The organism is Paenibacillus sp. JT22N1 (genome assembly GCF_059692155.1).
The window spans coordinates 302111-321838 of record NZ_JCAUAW010000006.1 but is presented as its reverse complement, the minus strand read 5'-3'; the positions used below and the strand labels follow the sequence as shown (position 1 = coordinate 321838).

Here is a 19728-nt window from a genome sequence, read left to right as displayed (position 1 = left end):
ATAATCGAGGGTGGATGACATTAGGAATTGATTTGGAGGGACAAGAGTGCGCTTTGAACGTATATGTTTAATTGTATTGGATAGCGTAGGCATCGGCGAATTACCGGATGCCAAGCAGTTTGGCGACAGTGGCGCTCACACACTAGGACATATTGCAGAGAAAGTAAACGGATTTGCACTCCCTAATTTACAACGAATGGGACTAGGGAGCATAGCTGATATTAAAGGGATTCCTGCAACAGATTCACCAGATGGCTATTATGGAAAAATGGCTGAGGTGTCTGTTGGGAAAGACACAATGACTGGACACTGGGAATTGATGGGGCTTCGAATTACTACACCATTTAATGTATTCCCCGATGGATTTCCAGAAAAATTGATTTCTCAATTTGAGCAGGAGACTGGACGTAAGGTCATTGGAAATAAGCCGGCCTCAGGCACTGAAATTTTAGATGAGCTCGGAGAAGAGCAGATGAAAACAGGGGCTTGGATCGTTTATACTTCTGCCGATAGTGTATTTCAATTAGCTGCGCATGAAGATATCATTCCACTAGAAGAGCTGTATCGGGCATGCAAGATTGCCAGAAGGTTGACCATGCAGGATGAGTTTGCTGTTGGCAGAGTAATTGCAAGACCGTACCTCGGGGAGCCTGGTGCTTTCAAACGTACTCCGAATCGCCATGATTATGCCGTGAAGCCGCCAGCGCCTACGGTTATGAATCATTTGAAGGATGCTGGATTTGATGTGATTGCGATAGGGAAAATTAATGATATTTTTGATGGTGAAGGTGTTACAAAAGCCACATCAACAAAAAGTAATTTAGATGGTATTCAGAAGACAATAGAGGTACTGGGCTCTTCGTTCAAAGGACTGGCTTTTACGAATCTTGTAGATTTTGACTCGCTGTTTGGGCATCGTCGTGATCCTGAGGGCTATGGAAGATCACTGGAGGAATTTGATGCTTATGTGCCTCAGCTCAAAGCGGGTCTAGGACCGAAGGACCTATTAATTCTTACAGCGGATCATGGCAATGATCCCGTGCATCCGGGTACTGACCATACGCGCGAATACGTGCCTATTTTGCTATACAGCCCAAGCTTCCAGTCACCTGCTTCGCTTGGTATCCGCGGAACCTTCGCTGATTTGGGAGCAACTATCGCAGATAATTTCAGCGTGAGTGCACCCGATCAAGGAGAGAGCTTCTTACATCTTTTAAAATAAATGATTACGAAATACTCAGTTTATGTGAACTGAAATCGCTTAGGAGGAATCTATCCATGTCCGATACGTCCATGATTCAAAAGATTCAAGAAGCAGCTGCCTTTATTAGCAAGGAAACGAACATTAAACCCCAAATTGGTCTGATTCTAGGTTCAGGCCTTGGCGTTCTTGCTGATCTTATTGAACAGCCTATCGTTGTAGATTACTCGAGAATCCCTCATTTCCCAGTGTCTACCGTGGAAGGGCATGCTGGCGAATTGGTCGTTGGTACTATTCAAGGCAAGCAAGTACTGGTAATGAAAGGTCGCTTTCATGCTTATGAGGGCTATGGCGCGGAAACGGTTTCTTTTCCAGTAAGAGTTATGAAAGAACTAGGTGTAGAAACGTTGATAGTGACGAATGCAGCTGGAGGAATTAATGAATCCTATCAGGTTGGCGATCTTATGGTCATAAGTGATCATTTGAATTTGACATACCGGAATCCGCTTATCGGACCGAATGATTCTGCTTTAGGTGTTCGCTTTCCGGATATGTCGGAAGCATACAGCAAACGTCTACGTAAATTAGCGCATGAAGTGGCGGCTTCGCAGAACTTCCACTTACAAGAAGGCGTCTATGTGGGACTCCTCGGTCCTAACTATGAAACTCCTGCTGAGATTCGCATGTTCCGCACACTTGGTGGCGATTCCGTTGGTATGTCGACGGTACCCGAAGTGATTGTAGCACGTCATGCAGGAATCGAAGTGCTTGGTTTCTCCTGTATTTCGAATATGGCATCAGGTATTTTGGACCAGCCTCTCTCCCATGCAGAAGTCATGGAAACGACGGAGAAAGTAAAGCCTAAGTTTTTGAAGTTAGTACTAGGCATTATTGAAGCACTTTAACTAGAAGAGGAGAACAAAATGGAACTGACTTACATAGAGAAAATCAAAGAAGCAGCGAGCTTTATTGAGCAGCGTTTAGGCAGTGTTAAGCCTGTTATTGGATTAGTTTTGGGATCAGGCTTGGGAGATATGGCTAATCAGGTTGAGCAGCCCATAGCCATCGATTATAGCGAGGTTCCTCACTTTCCCGTTTCAACCGTTGAAGGTCATGAAGGTCGTTTTGTTGTAGGTACACTAGAAGGCAAGCAAGTCATCGTTATGCAGGGACGTTTTCATTATTATGAAGGCTACGATATGAAAAAGGTTGTATTTCCTGTTTACGTCATGAAAGCAATTGGCGTTCAGACGATTGTGATGACGAACGCGGCAGGCGGCATGAATCGAGATTTCAAAGCCGGAGATCTTATGGTCATTAGCGACCATTTGAATATGACCGGCGATAACCCGCTTATCGGGCCTAACCATTCTGATCTCGGTGTTCGTTTCCCGGACATGTCGGAAGCGTACAACCGCGAATACCGCAAGCTGGCTCTTGAGCTGGCACAAACGGTCGTAGGAGAAGATGGCGTGCCGCTGAAGCTGCAGGAGGGGGTCTATGCAGGGATTACAGGACCAACCTACTGTACGCCAGCTGAACTTACGATGTTAGCTCGAATTGGTGGCGACGCAATTGGTATGTCAACTGTGGGAGAAGTTATTGCAGCACGGCATGCAGGTCTTAAGGTATTAGGGATTTCGTGCATTACCGATATGGCGATAGGCGAAGAACTGGAACCATTGACGCATGAGCAGGTTGTGGCTGTAGCCAATCGGACGAAACCGAAGTTCATCGCTCTTGTTAAAGCCTTTGTTCGCGAGGTTCGTCTGGGATAATTTGGCTACATTTTTTATGAACTTTTAATGAAAATAAGCTTCTGGAGACCTATTAATTCGGAGGGAGTCATGCTAATATATAGTTAATTAGAACTATATTAGAGGGTTCCGTAGTTACGGATACCCATTCCATAACAAGGATGTGATGGAGCATGTTAGTCCAACAATTAATGGTCGCTAACTGTCCTAGATGCGGGAAAGTGTTCCAGAAAAATTTGCGAAACCAATGTTCAGATTGCAGCCGAAGCATGGACTCCATGCTCACGAGCAGTCTTGAATTTCTACGTAAAAATCATCGCTCATCAAATATGCAATTCAGCGAAGCTACAGGTGTTTCACAAGAGCAAATGCATACTTGGATCAAAGAGGGAAAGCTGCTGCTTTCGGATTATCCGAATTTGAACTATCCCTGCGCTTCATGCTCGAAACCGATTCGTGGGCAAAAGCTGTGCCCGGATTGCATGTACCGAATTAATCGGGATATTAGAGAACTGAAAGAGAAAGACCGATCTTTTCAACCGCTTCTTAGAGAAAAACAAACAGTATCAGCTGGCGGTTTCCAAATACGTGAAAGACTTAGTGGTGTGTAATTTATAACAAAATGGGCAATAGTAATGATGATATCCCCCGCTGAGGGGGATGTTTTTACGATAGACTCATTCACAATTTTGTCACAAAATATTCAAGGATTTGCCACTGACTATGTATGGGATTGTCTGAAGATGTTAGGTAGAATAGATGAAGTGAACACATTATGAGGGGGATATGCATGCAAAAGTGGATTTTCTTTGTGTTATTTATACTTGCGGGCGCATTGGGGCTGGGAGTCCTCTTTCAAGATATTTCTAACCGCCAAGTGGCTAAGGAAGCAGAGGCTGCCGCTGGCAAAAGTCAACAGCTTAAAATTGTAGCTTCTAACTGGCAGTTCGATGCAGCAGATTATACGATTAAAAGTGGAGAGCCTACAAAAGTTTCCTTGTCCTTAAAAGAAGGCGTTCATGCGATTGAAATTCAAGGGTTGGATATTAAGCTTGATAAAGAAAACCCGTCGAAACAAGTAACTTTTGACAAACCAGGTACATATGAAATTATTTGTATCCTTCCATGTGGTGAAGGTCATGCTAAGATGAAATCCAAATTAGTTGTTTCTTAATCAATAATGGATAGTATCAGAGGGGGCTCTAGCAGCTCCCTTTTTTCGATTTTGAAGAGCATGCTTACGATGCAAGTTTTCTAACGAAAACTCTTAGGTAATCTTAAGGAGGAATGCACATGAGAATGGTTGATTTAATTCATAAGAAACGTTCTGGTGAAGTGCTAAGTGAGCAAGAAATTACGTATATCGTTAGCGGATATACACGTGGAGATATTCCGGATTATCAAATGTCAGCTTTACTGATGGCTATTTTCTTCAATGGGATGACAAGTGAAGAGATCTCTGCACTCACGTTAGCCATGGCAGGCTCAGGAGAAATGATCGATCTATCGGAGATTGCTGGGATTAAAGTGGATAAACACTCAACAGGTGGGGTTGGGGACAAAATTAGCCTAATCGTTGGACCAATTGTTGCATCGCTTGGAATTCCTGTTGCCAAAATGTCAGGCAGAGGATTAGGACATACAGGTGGTACGGTAGATAAGCTGGAGTCGATTCCAGGCTTTCAGATTGAATTGTCTAAAGAAGATTTTATTCATGCGGTAAATACAAATAAAATTGCCATCGTTGGCCAGAGTGGTAACTTAGCTCCTGCTGACAAGAAGATGTATGCACTTCGTGACGTAACAGCAACGGTAGATTCGATTCCTTTAATCGCTAGCTCCATTATGAGCAAGAAAATTGCTTCCGGAGCTGATGCCATCGTGTTGGACGTGAAAATCGGTTCAGGCGCTTTCATGAAAACAGTGGACGATGCAAGAGCCTTGGCTCGTACGATGGTAGATATCGGAACGCAATTGAAGCGTAACACGATCGCCATGATTACGGACATGGAGCAGCCGCTCGGACGTGAAATCGGGAATGCAAATGAGATTCGTGAATCCATTGAAGTACTCCGCGGTACCGGTGATAAGGAGTTAACCGAGGTAGCGATCTCGGTTGCAGCCTACATGTCGCTGCTAGGGAAAGTGTTTGAGAGCTTCGAGGAGGCTCAGGTGGCTGTCCGCGATATTGTCTTGAATGGTAAGGCCTTAGAGACATTCAAACGCTTCATAGCAAGCCAGGGCGGCGATCCGAACGTGGTAGACCAACCAGAGTTCCTTCCGACGGCAGCTTATCATTTCGAAGTGCTCGCTGAGAAAGATGGCTTTATTAATCAGATCAATGCGGAACAAATCGGTATTGCCGCGATGCTGCTTGGTGCTGGTCGTGCCAAGAAGGAAGATCAGATTGATTATGCAGTAGGTCTTACTTTGAATAAGAAAATCGGTGACGAGGTACAGGTTGGGGAATCCATTTGTACCATTCATGCGAATCAACAGGATGTGAAGGAAGTTGAGACCATGATTCAAGGAGCCTATCGCATCGAGAATAGCAAGCCTGCTCCCGTTCAATTAATTTATGATGTCATCGTTTAATGCCAAACGATTGCCTAAGCACTTTCCACATGGGAAGTGCCTTTTTTATTTTCATCCTTTTGGAATATTTTGTGTGGAAATCGTCAAGACTGATTAGCAGTCATTCAAGCTGCAAGTGTCAGGCTTTCACTTCATACATCACAGGAGGGGTACAATTGCTATGCGAAAAAAAGGGCTAATGAGTTTAATCTGTTTACAGCTATGTTTGATGCTGCTCATACCGGCCGCGTATGCGGAAGAAAAGAAGGCGCCTTCGGTCGATTTGACACCGAATGCACTGTCCGCAGTGTTAATGGATGCAGACACGGGCACGGTCATTGCCGAAAAGAATAAGGATGCCAAGCTTCCTCCGGCCAGTATTACGAAAATAATGACGATGCTGCTCATTATGGAAGCTGTCGACAAAGGCAACATTAAAATGGATGAGAAGGTCAAGGTTAGTGAATATGCGGCTTCCATGGGTGGATCGCAAATTTTCCTTGAGCCTGGCGAAGAGATGACGGTCGAGGAAATGTTGAAGGGGATTGCCATGGCTTCTGGCAACGATGCATCTGTGGCAATGGCCGAGAAAATCGCTGGTTCGGAAGAGAATTTTGTGCAAATGATGAACGAGCGTGCACAGCAGTTAGGTATGAATAACACCCATTTTTCAAACTGCAACGGACTGCCTGTAGCCAATCATTATACAACAGCGAGTGATATTGCCGTCATGTCGAGAGAACTGCTCAAGCATGAGGGGATTACTAAATTTACAGGAGCCTACCAAGACTATCTACGAAAAGAAACGGCATCTCCGTTCTGGCTCGTTAATACGAACAAGTTGGTGCGCTTCTACAGCGGTGCAGATGGTTTGAAAACAGGATACACAAGCGTAGCGAAATTCTGCTTATCTGCAACGGCCAAACGGGAAAATTTACGCGTCATTGCCGTGGTGCTTGGTGAACCGAATACAAAAACACGAAATGCTGAAGTAACGAAGCTGTTTGATTACGCTTTTGCACAATTTACGAACTATCCTTTGTTTAAGTCAGGCGACAGTCTTGGAAATTTTACGATTAATAAAGGCCAGGTTTCGACAGTGCCGTTAGTTGCGAAGCAAAATTATAGTATTTTAATGAAAAAGGGCACCGTGACTGGGGAGATTCGACATGAACTGAAACTCGATCCAAACATAAAAGCACCGATTTCAATGGGGCAACCTATCGGAAGAATTGTTGTTTACAATGGCGAGAGTTTGCTTGCTGAATACCCACTCGAGTCTCCTGTTGCAGTAGATAAAGCGTCTTGGTGGAAGCTATTTAAGCGAACCACATCGAATCTGTTTCATACGGATTAATGGTGAGAATTCGCGAATAAGCGCAGTTTTCTTCTAGTTTTAGCAGTTTTCTTCTAGTTTTGTCGGGGTGCAGGAGATTCCATCTCAGCTGTAGAAACTTAAGTTTCATGACGGGATCTTTGAGTAAGCTCAAAGTCTCTCAGCTGAGAGGAGTGAACATGTTGAGCCTGCAAATTGAATTCGAGCAAGGCCGAAGAGCGCTGATTGTTAGATTGAAAGGCGAGTTGGATCATCACACAGCCGATGTTGTGAAGGCGAGGATGGAGGAAGCGATTGCCAAAGAGCATACGCGCCATTTAATCCTTAGTTTGAAGGATCTTTCCTTCATGGACAGCTCAGGTCTTGGCGTCATTCTCGGCCGCTATAAGCAGATTACGAGTAAAGGCGGCAAAATGGTCGTTTGTGACGTTGCTCCTGCTGTCTACCGCTTGTTCGAGCTTTCTGGAATGTTCAAGATTGTATCTATACAGGACAACGAACGCAATGCAATGTCCAGTTTGGAGGTTGCATTATGAGTGAACATAACTTTATGACACTTGAGTTTGCCAGTCGCTCGGAGAATGAAGCTTTTGCTCGTGTAGCCGTTGCTGCTTTCGTCTCTCAATTGGATCCTACGCTGAATGAATTGACCGATATCAAGACGGTTGTTTCTGAAGCGGTTACGAATTCGATTATTCATGGTTATAACAATAGAACGGACGGTGTTATCACCATTTCGACGCAAATTGATGACGACGTGGTTCGGATTACGATCGAAGACAAGGGTTCAGGTATTGCTGATTTAGAACAGGCGAAACAGCCACTATATACATCCAAACCAGAGTTGGAACGCTCTGGCATGGGTTTCACGATTATGGAAAATTTCATGGACGAAGTAGAAGTTGTGACGGCCGTCGGAATCGGAACCAAAATAAACATGTTGAAGCGAATTGAATCTAAAAAAGCTTTATACAATTAGGGGTTTGATCTATGGATGTCGATCTGAAACATGCTTCTCATAGTTATTTAGACGATTCGGAAGTCAAACGGTTAATCGCCCTCAGCCAATCCGGAGATGGACTCGCCAGAGAAACACTTGTCAGCTGCAATATCCGATTGGTTTGGTCTGTGGTTCAACGTTTCTTGAACCGGGGATACGAAGCCGAAGACTTGTTCCAGATCGGTTGTATCGGACTGCTGAAGTCCGTAGACAAATTCGATCTATCTTATGATGTGAAGTTTTCAACCTATGCGGTACCGATGATTATCGGTGAAATTCAACGTTTTCTTCGAGATGACGGAACACTCAAAGTAAGCCGTTCCCTCAAAGAATTGGCGAATAAGATTCGCAAGACGAAGGACGAACTGTCGAAGCGGCTGGGCAGATTGCCAACGATCAAAGAGGTCGCAGAGGAGCTTATGATAACGGCGGAGGAAGTTGTTTTCGCGCAAGAGGCGAATAAACCTCTCTCTTCCATCCATGAGACCGTCTTTGAGAACGATGGTGACCCTATTACGCTAATGGATCAAATCTCGGATGAGTCCGGCGAGAAGTGGTTCGAGAAGCTTGCTCTTAATGAAGCCATTGGAACGCTTTCGGAGCGAGAACGACTCATTGTTTATCTCCGCTATTTCCGGGATCAAACGCAATCCGAGGTCGCAAGTAGATTAGGTATTTCCCAAGTGCAGGTGTCACGATTGGAAAAGAAAATTTTGCAATCGATTAAAGATCAGATTGCTCAATGACAGGTTTTTGAGACAGATAACCGTTCCTCCTAGGAGGAACGGTTATTTGTCTATATAGAGACGGAAAATATTTAATGGTTGAACAAGTTAGATAAGTCCGCACCGCATAAAAAAAAGAGCCGCTGATTACCCTAATTCTTCACTGGGTAGTTTGCGGCTTTTTCGATCACGAACATGTTTATCGGGCAGAGTGCCTGTCGTCTGAATAAAATCTCACGCAGTAAATTCCGCATAAGCCGACAAGTGTATACACGATGCGGCTTAGACCGGAAGATTCACGATGAGAATCTCCTCCCAATAAAGCAGAAACTAAATCCCACTCGAAAAGCCCAACCAAGAGCCAATTCAGCGCACCAATAATAACTAGTGTTAACCCGAATTTTGCCATGTTATCACCTTCTTTATATGGAATAAGTTATCGTTATTCAATCTTACTATGCCTTAACGAAGATCGCTTTATTCCTGGAGAATTTACCATCTTATCAGGTGTTTATGGGAAGGAAAGATTTTGCATACTACTCCTATACATGGATGATTCACGGTAAAGCACTGAGGGGAGTGAAACCATGATCCAGGAAGGAAAACCATATCTATACATCCGACTTCGTCGAAAAGCTAGCGTTCGCAAAGGGAATGTTGTGTATTTACATCATATCGCTCAGATTTTCGTGGAGCCTGAATATGAGCAAGCGCTGAATGAGATGATCATTCATCATCCTCAACAAGAGGATGGTAATCGCGTTCTCATTGACATGATGCTGATCGTTCGTAAAGTGAAAGATCTTTATCCACACCTGCAAATTGAGCATTTCGGAGAACCTCATGTGCTTATCGAGATTATTTCCGATCCAAGAAAGCCAAGTCCAATACTTATCGGCTTGGTTTGGTTGCTCTTGTTCATCGGTTCGGGACTGGCCATCATGAATTTTCATGCGGATGTTTCCATGTTGGAAGTTCACCAACGCATTTATGAATTGATGACAGGGAAAAAAGTAGAGCATCCGCTCATTTTGCAAATTCCTTATTCCCTAGGGATTGGTGTTGGAATGGTCATTTTTTTCAACCATCTGTTCAAGAAGAAATTCAATGAAGAACCAAGCCCGCTGGAAGTGGAAATGTTCATGTACCAGGAAAATATAAACCATTATGTGATAACAGAAGAATATATCAAAATTCATGAGGACGGAGACCGGGCGTGATTACCCTATTTGGGGAAGCCCTCTTGGCAGCTTTTATCGGGCTAGCTGGTGGAATCGCTGTTGGCAGCGGTATGGTCGCTTTTCTCGTGGTGCTAGATATTATTCCAAGACTTGCCCAGATCACACGTTCGTTTTCAAAAATACATGCTTATGAAGCGGCTGTTGTGATGGGGTCACTCTTATTTACATGGGTTGATTTCAGCGATGTTAAATTGCACCTCTTTCCGATGGGAACAGCAGTGGTAGGTATATTTGCCGGTTGTTTTGTTGGCATGCTAGCGGCTGCGCTAACGGAAATCATTAACGTGCTGCCCATTCTTGCCAAGCGTGTTGGAATGGGATCCTATATGATTTTGCTTCTAATGGCGATGATTTTCGGTAAAGTATTTGGATCCTTGTTTGAATGGTTATTTTATTAACTGTGCTGAAGGAGGCGCTCAAGTGAAGTTTATTGTGAAAAAAGGAAACGGGAGCGATCAGAATGACTCGAACGAACCAAACGAATCGAATGAATCAATCGAATCGAACAAATCGAACAAACCACAGGAACAGAATGAGAAACTGGCCATAGATGAGGAAGGGAATTTATCTGCTTACAATCCAATAACAGACATGACGCCGGAAGAGAAGGCACTCAAAATTCAGGAAGATATCCCCAGAAGTATTCGAGAAGTTCGAAGGGTGCTGGAAGAACGAGTAGGGCTCGATCGAAGCTTTGATCTCGTCCTCAGAGAAATGGTGTTCGGATCCAAGCGAGTAGGTATTTTCTATTGCAATGGATTTGCCAAAGATACGGTGTTAACCGATATCATTACACGTCTAACTTATGCGGATGAAGAATCCGTCTCACATCATACATTGGAAGCATTCATTGAGAAATTAATTCCGCACATTCAAGTTAAGACCTACAAGAAAATGTCTGAAATCGTAGGACAAGTATTGATGGGCGGAACGGCGTTTTTCATTGAAGGGGAGACAGCAGGCATTACGGTTGATGCCAAAAGTTTTCCCATTCGCTCGATCGCTGAACCTGACTTGGAGCGGGTTGTCCGAGGTTCTCGAGATGGCTTCGTCGAAACCCTTTTATTGAATGTGACCCTTGTCAGACGAAGAATTCGCGATGAGAGATTTAAGCTGGAAATCATGCAAATCGGCAAACGAACCAAGACGGATATCTGTGTGGCTTATATCAATGATATTGCTGACGCGGACTTGGTTCAAGCCGTGAAAGATAAAATAAAGAATGTTGAAATCGATGGACTTCCTCTCGCTGAAAAACAGCTGGAAGAAGCGATTGTGAATAAGGGTTGGAACCCTTACCCGATGGTTCGGTATTCGGAACGGCCGGATGTTGTCTCCGCTCATTTACTTGAAGGACATGTATGTGTTTTTGTGGACACATCACCGAGCGTCATGATTCTACCGACCACGTTTTTCCATCATGTGCAGCATGCTGAGGAATATCGACAAACGCCTTTCATTGGTACTTATTTAAGGTGGGTGCGTTTTGCAGGCATTATGGCTTCGATTTTTCTGCTTCCACTTTGGTTTATGATGGTTATGGATCCTTCTTTAAAGCCGCCGGGACTAGAATTCCTTGGTCCGCAGAAGGAAGGAACCCTGCCGCTATTGGTTCAGTTCTTGTTAGCGGATATAGGGATTGATCTCATGCGAATGGCAGCCGTTCATACACCTACACCTCTCGCTACCGCAATGGGTTTGGTGGCAGCTATTCTTGTTGGAGATATCGCCGTAAAGACAGGACTCTTTATCAATGAGGTTATCCTGTATTTGGCACTCGCCTCTATAGGGATGTTCGCGACACCGAGCTATGAATTGGGTCTAGCTAATCGAATAGTAAGATTGGCTCTCTTAATCATCGTAGCGATCTTCCATGTCCCCGGATTTGTAGTGGGCTCAACGTTATGGTTGATTTTGTTGGCCACAAGGAAATCCTTTAATGCACCCTATATGTGGCCCTTTATTCCATTTAACGCCAAAAGCTTCTTTGCCATCCTGGTTCGTCGTCCGGTGTTAGCTGGCAAAACGCGGCTAAGTATTACCAAGCCGATCGACGGCACGCGTCAACCAAAATCCAAATAACAGAAAAAAGGACAGGGAATTCTCCTGTCCTTTTTTGATTTTATGTCGAAGCGTGTATTGTCAAAAGCGCATGCCATATGGTACTTTTAATAGTAATGTACATTAACCTCTTTGGCAGCATATAGCAAGAAGATGGTTCAGGGAGAGAGGAAAATAAAGCTATGTATTTACATGGTACTAGTAAGATAAACGACCAAGGCCACCTCGAAATCGGCGGTGTTGATGCAACGAAATTGGTTGCTGAATACGGCACACCTTTATATGTATTTGACGAAGCGTTAGTACGTGGGCGCTGCCGTGAATTCGTAAAAGCTTTCAAAGCATCCGGTCTGAAATTCCAAGTGGCTTATGCTAGCAAAGCATTCTGCGTAATGGCTATGTGCCGAATTGTAGATGAAGAGGGAATGTCACTTGACGTTGTTTCCGATGGTGAGCTGTATACGGCGCTACAAGCAGGCTTCCCAGCGGACCGAATTCATTTCCATGGCAATAACAAAACAATCGCAGAATTGGAAATGGCGATCGATGCCAAAATCGGCTGTTTCGTCGTAGATAACTTTATCGAACTTCAAATGTTGAATGCGATTGCCGGAGAGAAGCGCCAAAAGGTGAAGATCTTACTGCGTATTACGCCGGGTGTTGAGGCACATACGCATGAATATATTTCTACAGGCCAAACGGATTCCAAGTTCGGTTTCGACATGGGCAATGGATCGGCCTTCCGCGCTGTTCAAGAAGCTTCGCAATTAAGCAATGTGGAACTATTGGGCGTTCATTCCCATATTGGCTCCCAAATTTTTGAAGTGGAAGGCTTCCGCATGGCAGCTGAGAAAGTGGCTGGCTTTGCCGTTCAAGTTCGTAAAGAAATAGGCGTTACGTTCAAGGTCATTAACCTTGGCGGCGGTTTCGGAATTCGTTATGTGAGCGAAGATAGCCCACTTCCGGTTGCTGTTTATGTTAAAGCTATTACAGACGCGATTAAAGACAACTTCGGCAGTAATGATTTTCCAATGCCTGAAATCTGGGTTGAACCAGGCCGCAGCATCGTTGGTGACGCGGGAACTACGCTATATACAGTAGGTACAACAAAGGATATTCCAGGGGTGCGGAAATACGTAGCTGTAGATGGCGGCATGACTGACAACCCACGTCCTGCTTTGTATGAGGCTGTGTATGAGGCGATGTTGGCTAACCGCGCTACAGAGCAACCGACAGAGATTGTATCTATTGCAGGGAAATGCTGTGAGAGCGGCGATATGTTGATCTGGGATCTGAACCTGCCAAAAGTAAGTTCAGGTGACGTTCTTGCTGTATCTTGTACAGGTGCCTACAATTATGCAATGGCTAGCAATTATAACCGTATCCGCCGTCCAGGCGTTGTCTTTGTGAAAGATGGTCAAAGTGATCTCGTCGTGAAACGCGAAACGTTCGATAACATCGTTGGTAATGACATCATTCCTGCAAGAATGAAACAGATGAGTGAGACCGTTTAAATTGGTTTAAATAAAAAAGAAGGAAACCTCAGTTTTCACGGGGTTTCCTTCTTTGCGTTTTTTTCATCTTGAAATGGAATGTCAGTTCGAGTTTCGAGGCTTTTTGTCCGGAAAATAAGTGGTGACATAGTCACGGAACAATTGGGCCGCTTTCGAGAGGTACCGATGCTGCAGCCAAGCAAGCTGAAAAGTACGTTCGCAAATAGGCTCGTGGATACGAAGTAAATGGGGTGCGTTTTCTTTACCTTTTGAAGATGAGGTCACTAAAGAAACTCCCATTCCCGCCTGAACCAGGCTGCTTATCGCGGAATAGTCACTAACATCGCAAATGATTTTAGGTGAAAATCCAGCTTGATTGCACAATGAATCTGTTTTCTGTCGAAAGCGATGTCCTTCCTTTAAAACGATGAATGCATCATTAGCTGCTTCTTGTAAGTGAATACTTTCACGCCCAATAAGCCGGTGACCTGGTGGTACAGCTAACCACAATTGTTCCGTCAAGAAAGGCATACTTGTAATTCCCATGCTTTCGGAGTCGGAAGGTAAGCAAAACGTGATGGCGAGATCGACTTCGCCATGTAGTAACAGATGCATCTTGGACTCTTCAGAGGCAGCTTGAGTAAGTTTAAAATTGATGGACGGGTATGAAGTGGCAAAGGAGCCGAAGAGATCCGAAAAACGGCTTATTGCCGTCGTCGCGATGTAAACCTGCCCATGCTCCAGACCAGCCATATCGGCAACTTCGCGCTTGCCTTCCTCCAGTTCACGAAGAGACGAATTTACTTTGACTAAAAAGGCTCTACCATACTGGTTAAGCTTAATTTGTCGACCTTGCCGATCAAACAATGGCACACCCAGATCGGACTCCAAACGAGCTATGGTTTTACTAAGTGCTGGCTGAGCAATTTGGAGAATCTCCGCTGCTTTCGTCATATGCTCTAACTTTGCAACCGTTTGAAAATAATGAAGCTGCAGCATCTCCATCACATATCGCCCCCTAATCCATATACTTAAAGATATGAATAGATAACTAAAGATATATTATATTTTATATAATTTTCATTTTACAATGAGGAGAAGAAGGAAGTAAATAAGAGCGCGCATGACCAGAGAGGGGATAAATAAGGATGAAAACGTCAAAGATGCAAGCCATACGCGTACATCAATATGGAGGAGTCGAAGAATTGCAATTGGAGTCAATTGAAAGTCCAAGACCGGGTGACTATGAGGTACTGATTAGAGTGCATGCTGCAGGCGTATTACCTATTGATTGGAAGCAGCGGCAGGGGATTTTCAAACATCTGCGACCCATGCAGTTCCCCTATATACCGGGGTCGGCGATAGCCGGAATTATTGAAGATGTAGGCAAGCATGTAACGAAGTTTCAAATAGGGCAAGAAGTGTTTGGGCGCAGCTCGGCTGGTGCGTATGCAGAATACATCACGACGGACATCGAACGGTTAGCTATCAAACCGCCAGAGCTTAGCTTCACAGAAGCAGCTTCCATATCTGGAGGGGCAACGACGGCTTGGCAAGCTTTATTTGTCAATGGTAATATCCAGAAGGGTCAACGAGTGTTGATTCATGGTGCTGCAGGGGGCGTTGGTTCATTCGCTGTACAATTGGCTGTATGGCAAGGGGCTCAAGTTATAGCGACTTGCAGCGCAGCGAATGTGGAAATGGTTAAGGCATTAGGAGCTTATGAAGTTATAGACTATACTTCGTGTAAGTTCGAAGACATTGTTCAGGACGTGGATATGGTATTGGATACGGTCGGTGGTGACACGTTAGAACGTTCTTATGCCGTTGTAAAAAGAGGCGGCGTACTTTTGTCCTTCGCAGGACAAATATCACCCGAAAAGGCTCGTGAGCTAGGTATTCGAGCTGAATTTTCCAATACCTTGCTATCTGCAGAAGCGACGCAGGAAATCGCACAGGTTATGGCCGATGGCCATGTGAAAGCAATTATTAGCCATTCTTATCCACTTCACGCAGCGCGGGATGCGCATATTCACAGTCAAACAGGACATGGTCGGGGTAGAATTATGTTAGAAATATAGTGCAGTTTGTGAAATGGAAGTTTTCATAGTAGAATAAGATATTATTTCCTAAAGGAGTGGACCACAAATGGCCAAACAAGCAAAAATTAAACTAGCAGGTGGCGGCGAAGTTGTTATCGATCTTTTCGAAAACGATGCACCGAATACCGTTGCTAACTTTGAAAAATTAGCAAACTCCGGTTTCTACAACGGACTTGTTTTTCATCGTGTTATTCCAGGATTCGTAGCACAAGGTGGTTGTCCTACAGGAACAGGAACTGGTGGCCCTGGTTACCAAATCAACTGTGAAATCAACCCAAACAAACATGAGCGCGGCTCCTTGGCTATGGCTCATGCAGGCAGAAATACAGGTGGAAGCCAGTTCTACATCGCTTACCAACCGCAACCGCATTTGGATGGTGGGCACACCGTATTCGGTAAAGTATCCAAAGGTATGGAGTTAGTCGATGCTTTCAAAGGCAAAGATTTGATGGAGAAAGTTGAAGTTGTAGAAGTATAATTTGCCATAATCGAAAAGAAACCTGTTGATTATTATCAATAGGTTTCTTTCTTTGAATTAATCCCGAGTGAATTCATAGAAAAAGTAAGAAATTAATGTGAAAAGGAAAAAAGCACTTGCTTTTTGTAAGTGTGAGTGATAAATTTTTCATTACCAAAGTAATTTTAGCTAGTTCTTAGTTGTAAGTTACTTTTATATGTATGCAAAACCTTCGGGGCGTGGTGAAATTCCACACCGGCGGTGATTCGATAGCATGTACCCGTTACATGATTTCGATAAGTCCGTGACCCGTTTTGAAGCTAGCGGTACCTGACACACAGCTTCGCTACGGCTGATCCGGTGCAATTCCGGAACCGACAGTATAGTCTGGATGGGAGAAGGAAAACGCGAACATTTGATTTCGCTATGCATGCTTGTACATTTTTTCACGTAAACAAAAATTCGGCAGGTCTGTCTTTTGAAGCAGATACGTCGTTGTTGTTTGATTTGATCAAAAATGCGGCAAGTATGGATAGATGAAGCTTCTTCGTGTTATCTAGACAATCTCTGGCCCCTATCCGATACACGGTGGGGCCTTTTTGCATTCAAATTTTGGAATGAACTTGAAAGGCGGTGAACTTCGTGCATGTACTGAATGACGAAGCCTACATGAGACTGGCTCTGCAAATGGCAGAAAGTGCTCTTGGTCAGACGGGAATTAATCCCGTAGTAGGGTGTGTCCTTGTGAAAAATGGACGCATTGTTGGCATGGGAGCGCACCTAAAGCGCGGACATGGCCATGCCGAGGTTCTCGCCTTGCAAATGGCAGGCGAGGAAGCTAAGGGCAGCACGGCATATGTGACATTAGAGCCGTGCAGTCACTTTGGCAAGACGCCACCGTGCAGCGACCGACTCATTGAGGCGGGAGTGACACGGGTTGTCGTCGCTGGAACTGATCCAAACCCTCAGGTTGCTGGGACAGGCATCGCTAAGCTGCGTGAGCATGGTCTCGACGTGGCGGTTGGGCTGCTCGCAGAGGAGGCCGCGGCAATGAATGAGGTCTTCAACAAATACATCGTCACCCGCATGCCTTATGTGACGATGAAGACTGCGAGCACGCTCGACGGCCGCATTGCCTCGCAGACCGGCGACAGCAAGTGGATCACGTCGCCAGCGTCGCGTGCCTTCGTTCATACCCTGCGCCATCGGCACCAGGGGATCATGGTCGGCGTCAGCACGGTCATCGCCGACGACCCGCTGCTGAGCGCGCGCGGCGACGTACCGGCTGTACAGCCGGTACGGATCGTCGCGGACTCGCTCTTGCGAGTCCCGCTGGGCGCCCGGGTGCTCACGGAGCAGGATCGTCAGCCGACGATCCTGCTCGCGACCGCAAAGGCGCCCGCAGAGCGGCGTGCCGCGCTGGAAGCGCACGGCATCACGGTCCTCACCTGCGGGGACGGCCCGCAGGTGGACCTGACGCTCGCCATGCGGCAGCTTGGCGAGCGCGAGATCGGCTCCATCCTCCTAGAGGGTGGAGGGAAGCTCAACGGCGCCATGCTGGAGCAGCGCCTGATCGACAAGTTGGTGCTGATGTTTGCGCCGAAAATAATCGGCGGCGGCTCTGCAGCACCTGTAAACATCAACTTCGATGGCTTCGCGAAGATGGATGATGCGATTACGCTCGACCGACTCAAGGTCGAGCAGTTCGGACCGGATATTTGCATAACCGGCTATCCGAATTATAAGAGCTAACGAATGGAGGACTTGCATGTTTACCGGAATTATCGAAGAAATCGGCCACATGCGCCGCATTCATAGTCAAGGGCAAGCGATGGTGTTGACCATTAACGCCAAGAAAGTGCTTGAAGATGTCCACCTTGGTGACAGTATTTCTGTAAATGGCGTCTGTTTGACGGTCATAGCCTTTGATAACGACTCATTTTCCGTGGACGTTATGCCAGAAACATACCGTAAGACGAATCTTCGCAAACTACAAACAGGCACACGCGTGAATTTGGAGCGAGCGATGGCAGCGAATGGCCGGTTCGGTGGGCACATTGTTCAAGGGCATGTGGATGCAACCGCAACGATCCTTTCACGAATACCCGAAGAAAATGCGGTCGTTTACCGGTTCGAACCGGAGAATAATCACATTTTCCGATATATCATTTCCGGGGGTTCCATCACAATTGACGGCATTAGCCTTACTGTTGTTGATATCAATGATCGTGAAGTGGCGGTTTCCATCATCCCGCATACTCTTGCTCAAACGGTCCTACATGATAAAAAGGCCGGGGATACGGTCAACATAGAATGTGACGTGCTAGGCAAATATATGGAGCGTCTTCTAAAGTTCGGCCCATCTGAATCTTCGGATGGAAACGGGAAAAAGAAAAGTACGCTAACCGCGAGCTTTCTTGCCGATAACGGCTTTATGTAGGAACTTGAAGTCAGTTTTGCTAAAGCAAAACTCTAGTTACGCTTACGAAGAAAGCTTTGCTAAAGCAAAGCTCTAAGGAGAGGTGAATATGACACAAATAATCTTCAACACCATAGAAGAAGCGCTGAATGATCTTAAGCTAGGTAAAGTCATTATTGTAGTAGACGATGAAGATCGTGAGAACGAAGGCGATTTTATCGCACTTGCTGATAAAACTACGCCAGAGGTCATCAATTTCATGATCAGAGAGGGACGCGGACTCGTTTGTGCACCTATAACGGAAGAACGTGCACAAGAACTTGAGCTGCCTCCCATGGTCGCTCGGAATACGGATTATCATGGAACAGCGTTTACCGTTTCAGTTGACCATGAGGATACAAGCACAGGGATATCTGCGCATGAGCGTTCTAGAACGATTATGGGTTTGATTGATCCCGCAACAAAACCGCAGGATTTCCGCAGACCTGGCCATATTTTTCCTCTGATTGCTAAGAAGGGCGGTGTCCTTCGCAGAGCTGGACATACGGAAGCGACGATAGATCTAGCTATCTTGTGTGGCTCTTACCCAGCAGGAGTCATTTGTGAAGTCATCAAGGAAGACGGGACGATGGCACGTGTACCGGACCTGATGGAAATTGCAGCGAAACACGACTTGCGCATTATCACGATTCAGGACTTAATCCATTACCGGAATCAGCAGGAGAAATTAGTTGAACGTGAGGTTGAAATTAAACTTCCTACCGACTTCGGCGTTTTCAAGGCTATTGCTTATACGAACCTGCTTGATAACAAAGAACACGTGGCCCTTGTCAAAGGGACAATAGACCCTTCTAAACCAACGTTGGTACGCGTGCATTCCGAGTGCTTGACTGGGGATGTTTTCCATTCTCATCGCTGCGACTGCGGTCCACAACTCGATGCCGCATTAAAACAGATTGATGAAGAGGGCAATGGTGTATTATTATATATGCGACAGGAAGGTCGCGGAATCGGTTTAATCAATAAATTGAAGGCCTATGCCTTGCAAGAGCAGGGATTAGACACCGTAGAAGCGAATATTAAGCTAGGCTTTGCTCCAGATCTTCGGGATTATGGGATTGGAGCGCAAATTTTGAAAGATCTTGGCATCACGCAGCTTCGTCTATTAACGAATAATCCACGCAAAATTAAAGGTCTGGAAGGCTACGGCCTTGAAGTGGTTGAGCGGGTTCCCATTCAAATGGATAGTAAAGCTGATAACCTCAGTTATTTACAAACGAAGAAAAACAAGCTTGGCCATATGCTGAGTTTTCATGACTCAGGCAGCGGTATTTAAATCTAATTAAATCAAATAACTTGTTC

Annotated in this window: 22 protein-coding genes and 1 riboswitch; of the genes, 19 read left to right on the top strand and 3 right to left on the bottom strand. The window is 45.3% G+C overall.

Annotation, left to right across the window (positions count from 1 at the left end):
* The first annotated feature begins 46 nt into the window (after positions 1–46).
* The 10 genes from deoB (at position 47) to sigF (ending at position 8614) form a co-directional block, all read left to right on the top strand.
* Positions 47–1222 (top strand): phosphopentomutase, encoded by a 1176-nt coding sequence (deoB, locus tag AC58UU_RS14580; protein ID WP_497316687.1) that lies wholly within the window; start codon positions 47–49, stop codon positions 1220–1222.
* Positions 1223–1278: 56 nt separating this feature from the next.
* A complete protein-coding gene (locus AC58UU_RS14575; protein WP_057306372.1) occupies positions 1279–2106 on the top strand; it encodes a purine-nucleoside phosphorylase in 828 nt (275 codons plus the stop codon).
* 18 nt (positions 2107–2124) lie between these two features.
* The gene (locus AC58UU_RS14570; RefSeq protein WP_497316685.1) at positions 2125–2979 is read left to right on the top strand and encodes a purine-nucleoside phosphorylase; all 855 of its coding nucleotides are present in this window, start codon (positions 2125–2127) and stop codon (positions 2977–2979) included.
* A gap of 152 nt (positions 2980–3131) precedes the next feature.
* Positions 3132–3569, top strand: a complete 438-nt coding sequence (locus tag AC58UU_RS14565; protein WP_497316683.1) for a flagellar protein — start codon at positions 3132–3134, stop codon at positions 3567–3569.
* Positions 3570–3748: 179 nt separating this feature from the next.
* Entirely contained in the window at positions 3749–4132 is a 384-nt protein-coding gene (locus tag AC58UU_RS14560; RefSeq protein WP_497316681.1) for a cupredoxin domain-containing protein, read from the top strand.
* A gap of 119 nt (positions 4133–4251) precedes the next feature.
* The gene (locus AC58UU_RS14555; RefSeq protein WP_497316679.1) at positions 4252–5553 is read left to right on the top strand and encodes a pyrimidine-nucleoside phosphorylase; all 1302 of its coding nucleotides are present in this window, start codon (positions 4252–4254) and stop codon (positions 5551–5553) included.
* A 160-nt stretch (positions 5554–5713) separates the two neighbouring features.
* Positions 5714–6889: a D-alanyl-D-alanine carboxypeptidase family protein gene (locus AC58UU_RS14550; protein WP_497316677.1), complete on the top strand. Its 1176-nt coding sequence runs from the start codon at positions 5714–5716 to the stop codon at positions 6887–6889.
* 161 nt (positions 6890–7050) lie between these two features.
* Positions 7051–7404, top strand: a complete 354-nt coding sequence (gene spoIIAA / locus AC58UU_RS14545) for an anti-sigma F factor antagonist (protein ID WP_047674049.1) — start codon at positions 7051–7053, stop codon at positions 7402–7404.
* Entirely contained in the window at positions 7401–7847 is a 447-nt protein-coding gene (gene spoIIAB, locus AC58UU_RS14540; RefSeq protein WP_171643436.1) for an anti-sigma F factor, read from the top strand. Before spoIIAA ends, spoIIAB begins: the two co-directional genes overlap by 4 nt.
* An 11-nt stretch (positions 7848–7858) precedes the next feature.
* Positions 7859–8614, top strand: a complete 756-nt coding sequence (gene sigF / locus AC58UU_RS14535) for an RNA polymerase sporulation sigma factor SigF (protein WP_029192952.1) — start codon at positions 7859–7861, stop codon at positions 8612–8614.
* A gap of 178 nt (positions 8615–8792) precedes the next feature.
* Here sigF and AC58UU_RS14530 read toward each other — a convergent pair whose 3' ends face one another.
* Positions 8793–9002, bottom strand: a complete 210-nt coding sequence (locus tag AC58UU_RS14530; protein ID WP_497316674.1) for a DUF378 domain-containing protein — start codon at positions 9000–9002, stop codon at positions 8793–8795.
* A gap of 178 nt (positions 9003–9180) precedes the next feature.
* Here AC58UU_RS14530 and AC58UU_RS14525 point away from each other — a divergent pair, with 178 nt between their 5' ends.
* The 4 genes from AC58UU_RS14525 (at position 9181) to lysA (ending at position 13409) form a co-directional block, all read left to right on the top strand.
* Positions 9181–9813 carry a stage V sporulation protein AA gene (locus tag AC58UU_RS14525; RefSeq protein ID WP_497316672.1) on the top strand — a complete coding sequence of 211 codons (633 nt, stop codon included), beginning with the start codon at positions 9181–9183 and terminating at the stop codon, positions 9811–9813.
* Positions 9810–10232 (top strand): stage V sporulation protein AB, encoded by a 423-nt coding sequence (locus tag AC58UU_RS14520; protein ID WP_497316670.1) that lies wholly within the window; start codon positions 9810–9812, stop codon positions 10230–10232. Before AC58UU_RS14525 ends, AC58UU_RS14520 begins: the two co-directional genes overlap by 4 nt.
* Positions 10233–10254: 22 nt before the next feature.
* Positions 10255–11916, top strand: coding sequence for a spore germination protein (locus tag AC58UU_RS14515; protein WP_497316668.1), 1662 nt, complete (start codon positions 10255–10257; stop codon positions 11914–11916).
* A 161-nt stretch (positions 11917–12077) separates the two neighbouring features.
* Positions 12078–13409 (top strand): diaminopimelate decarboxylase, encoded by a 1332-nt coding sequence (lysA, locus tag AC58UU_RS14510; RefSeq protein WP_497316666.1) that lies wholly within the window; start codon positions 12078–12080, stop codon positions 13407–13409.
* Between the two features lie 81 nt (positions 13410–13490).
* Here lysA and AC58UU_RS14505 read toward each other — a convergent pair whose 3' ends face one another.
* A complete protein-coding gene (locus AC58UU_RS14505) occupies positions 13491–14393 on the bottom strand; it encodes a LysR family transcriptional regulator (protein WP_497316835.1) in 903 nt (300 codons plus the stop codon).
* A 143-nt stretch (positions 14394–14536) separates the two neighbouring features.
* Between AC58UU_RS14505 and AC58UU_RS14500 the strand changes: the two genes are divergently transcribed.
* Positions 14537–15469, top strand: a complete 933-nt coding sequence (locus AC58UU_RS14500; RefSeq protein ID WP_497316664.1) for an NADP-dependent oxidoreductase — start codon at positions 14537–14539, stop codon at positions 15467–15469.
* A gap of 67 nt (positions 15470–15536) precedes the next feature.
* On the top strand, positions 15537–15968 hold the full coding sequence (locus AC58UU_RS14495; protein WP_171643430.1) for a peptidylprolyl isomerase: 432 nt from the start codon (positions 15537–15539) through the stop codon (positions 15966–15968).
* Between the two features lie 203 nt (positions 15969–16171).
* Positions 16172–16354: riboswitch (FMN riboswitch) on the top strand.
* Positions 16355–16393: 39 nt separating this feature from the next.
* Here AC58UU_RS14495 and AC58UU_RS14490 read toward each other — a convergent pair.
* Complete coding sequence (locus tag AC58UU_RS14490) at positions 16394–16552, bottom strand: hypothetical protein (protein WP_497316662.1); 159 nt, start codon at positions 16550–16552, stop codon at positions 16394–16396.
* A gap of 37 nt (positions 16553–16589) precedes the next feature.
* Between AC58UU_RS14490 and ribD the strand changes: the two genes are divergently transcribed.
* The 3 genes from ribD (at position 16590) to AC58UU_RS14475 (ending at position 19702) form a co-directional block, all read left to right on the top strand.
* On the top strand, positions 16590–17699 hold the full coding sequence (ribD, locus tag AC58UU_RS14485; RefSeq protein ID WP_497316834.1) for a bifunctional diaminohydroxyphosphoribosylaminopyrimidine deaminase/5-amino-6-(5-phosphoribosylamino)uracil reductase RibD: 1110 nt from the start codon (positions 16590–16592) through the stop codon (positions 17697–17699).
* Between the two features lie 16 nt (positions 17700–17715).
* A complete protein-coding gene (gene ribE / locus AC58UU_RS14480) occupies positions 17716–18387 on the top strand; it encodes a riboflavin synthase (RefSeq protein WP_497316660.1) in 672 nt (223 codons plus the stop codon).
* Positions 18388–18475: 88 nt separating this feature from the next.
* Positions 18476–19702, top strand: coding sequence for a bifunctional 3,4-dihydroxy-2-butanone-4-phosphate synthase/GTP cyclohydrolase II (locus tag AC58UU_RS14475; protein WP_497316658.1), 1227 nt, complete (start codon positions 18476–18478; stop codon positions 19700–19702).
* The last annotated feature ends 26 nt before the right edge of the window (positions 19703–19728 follow it).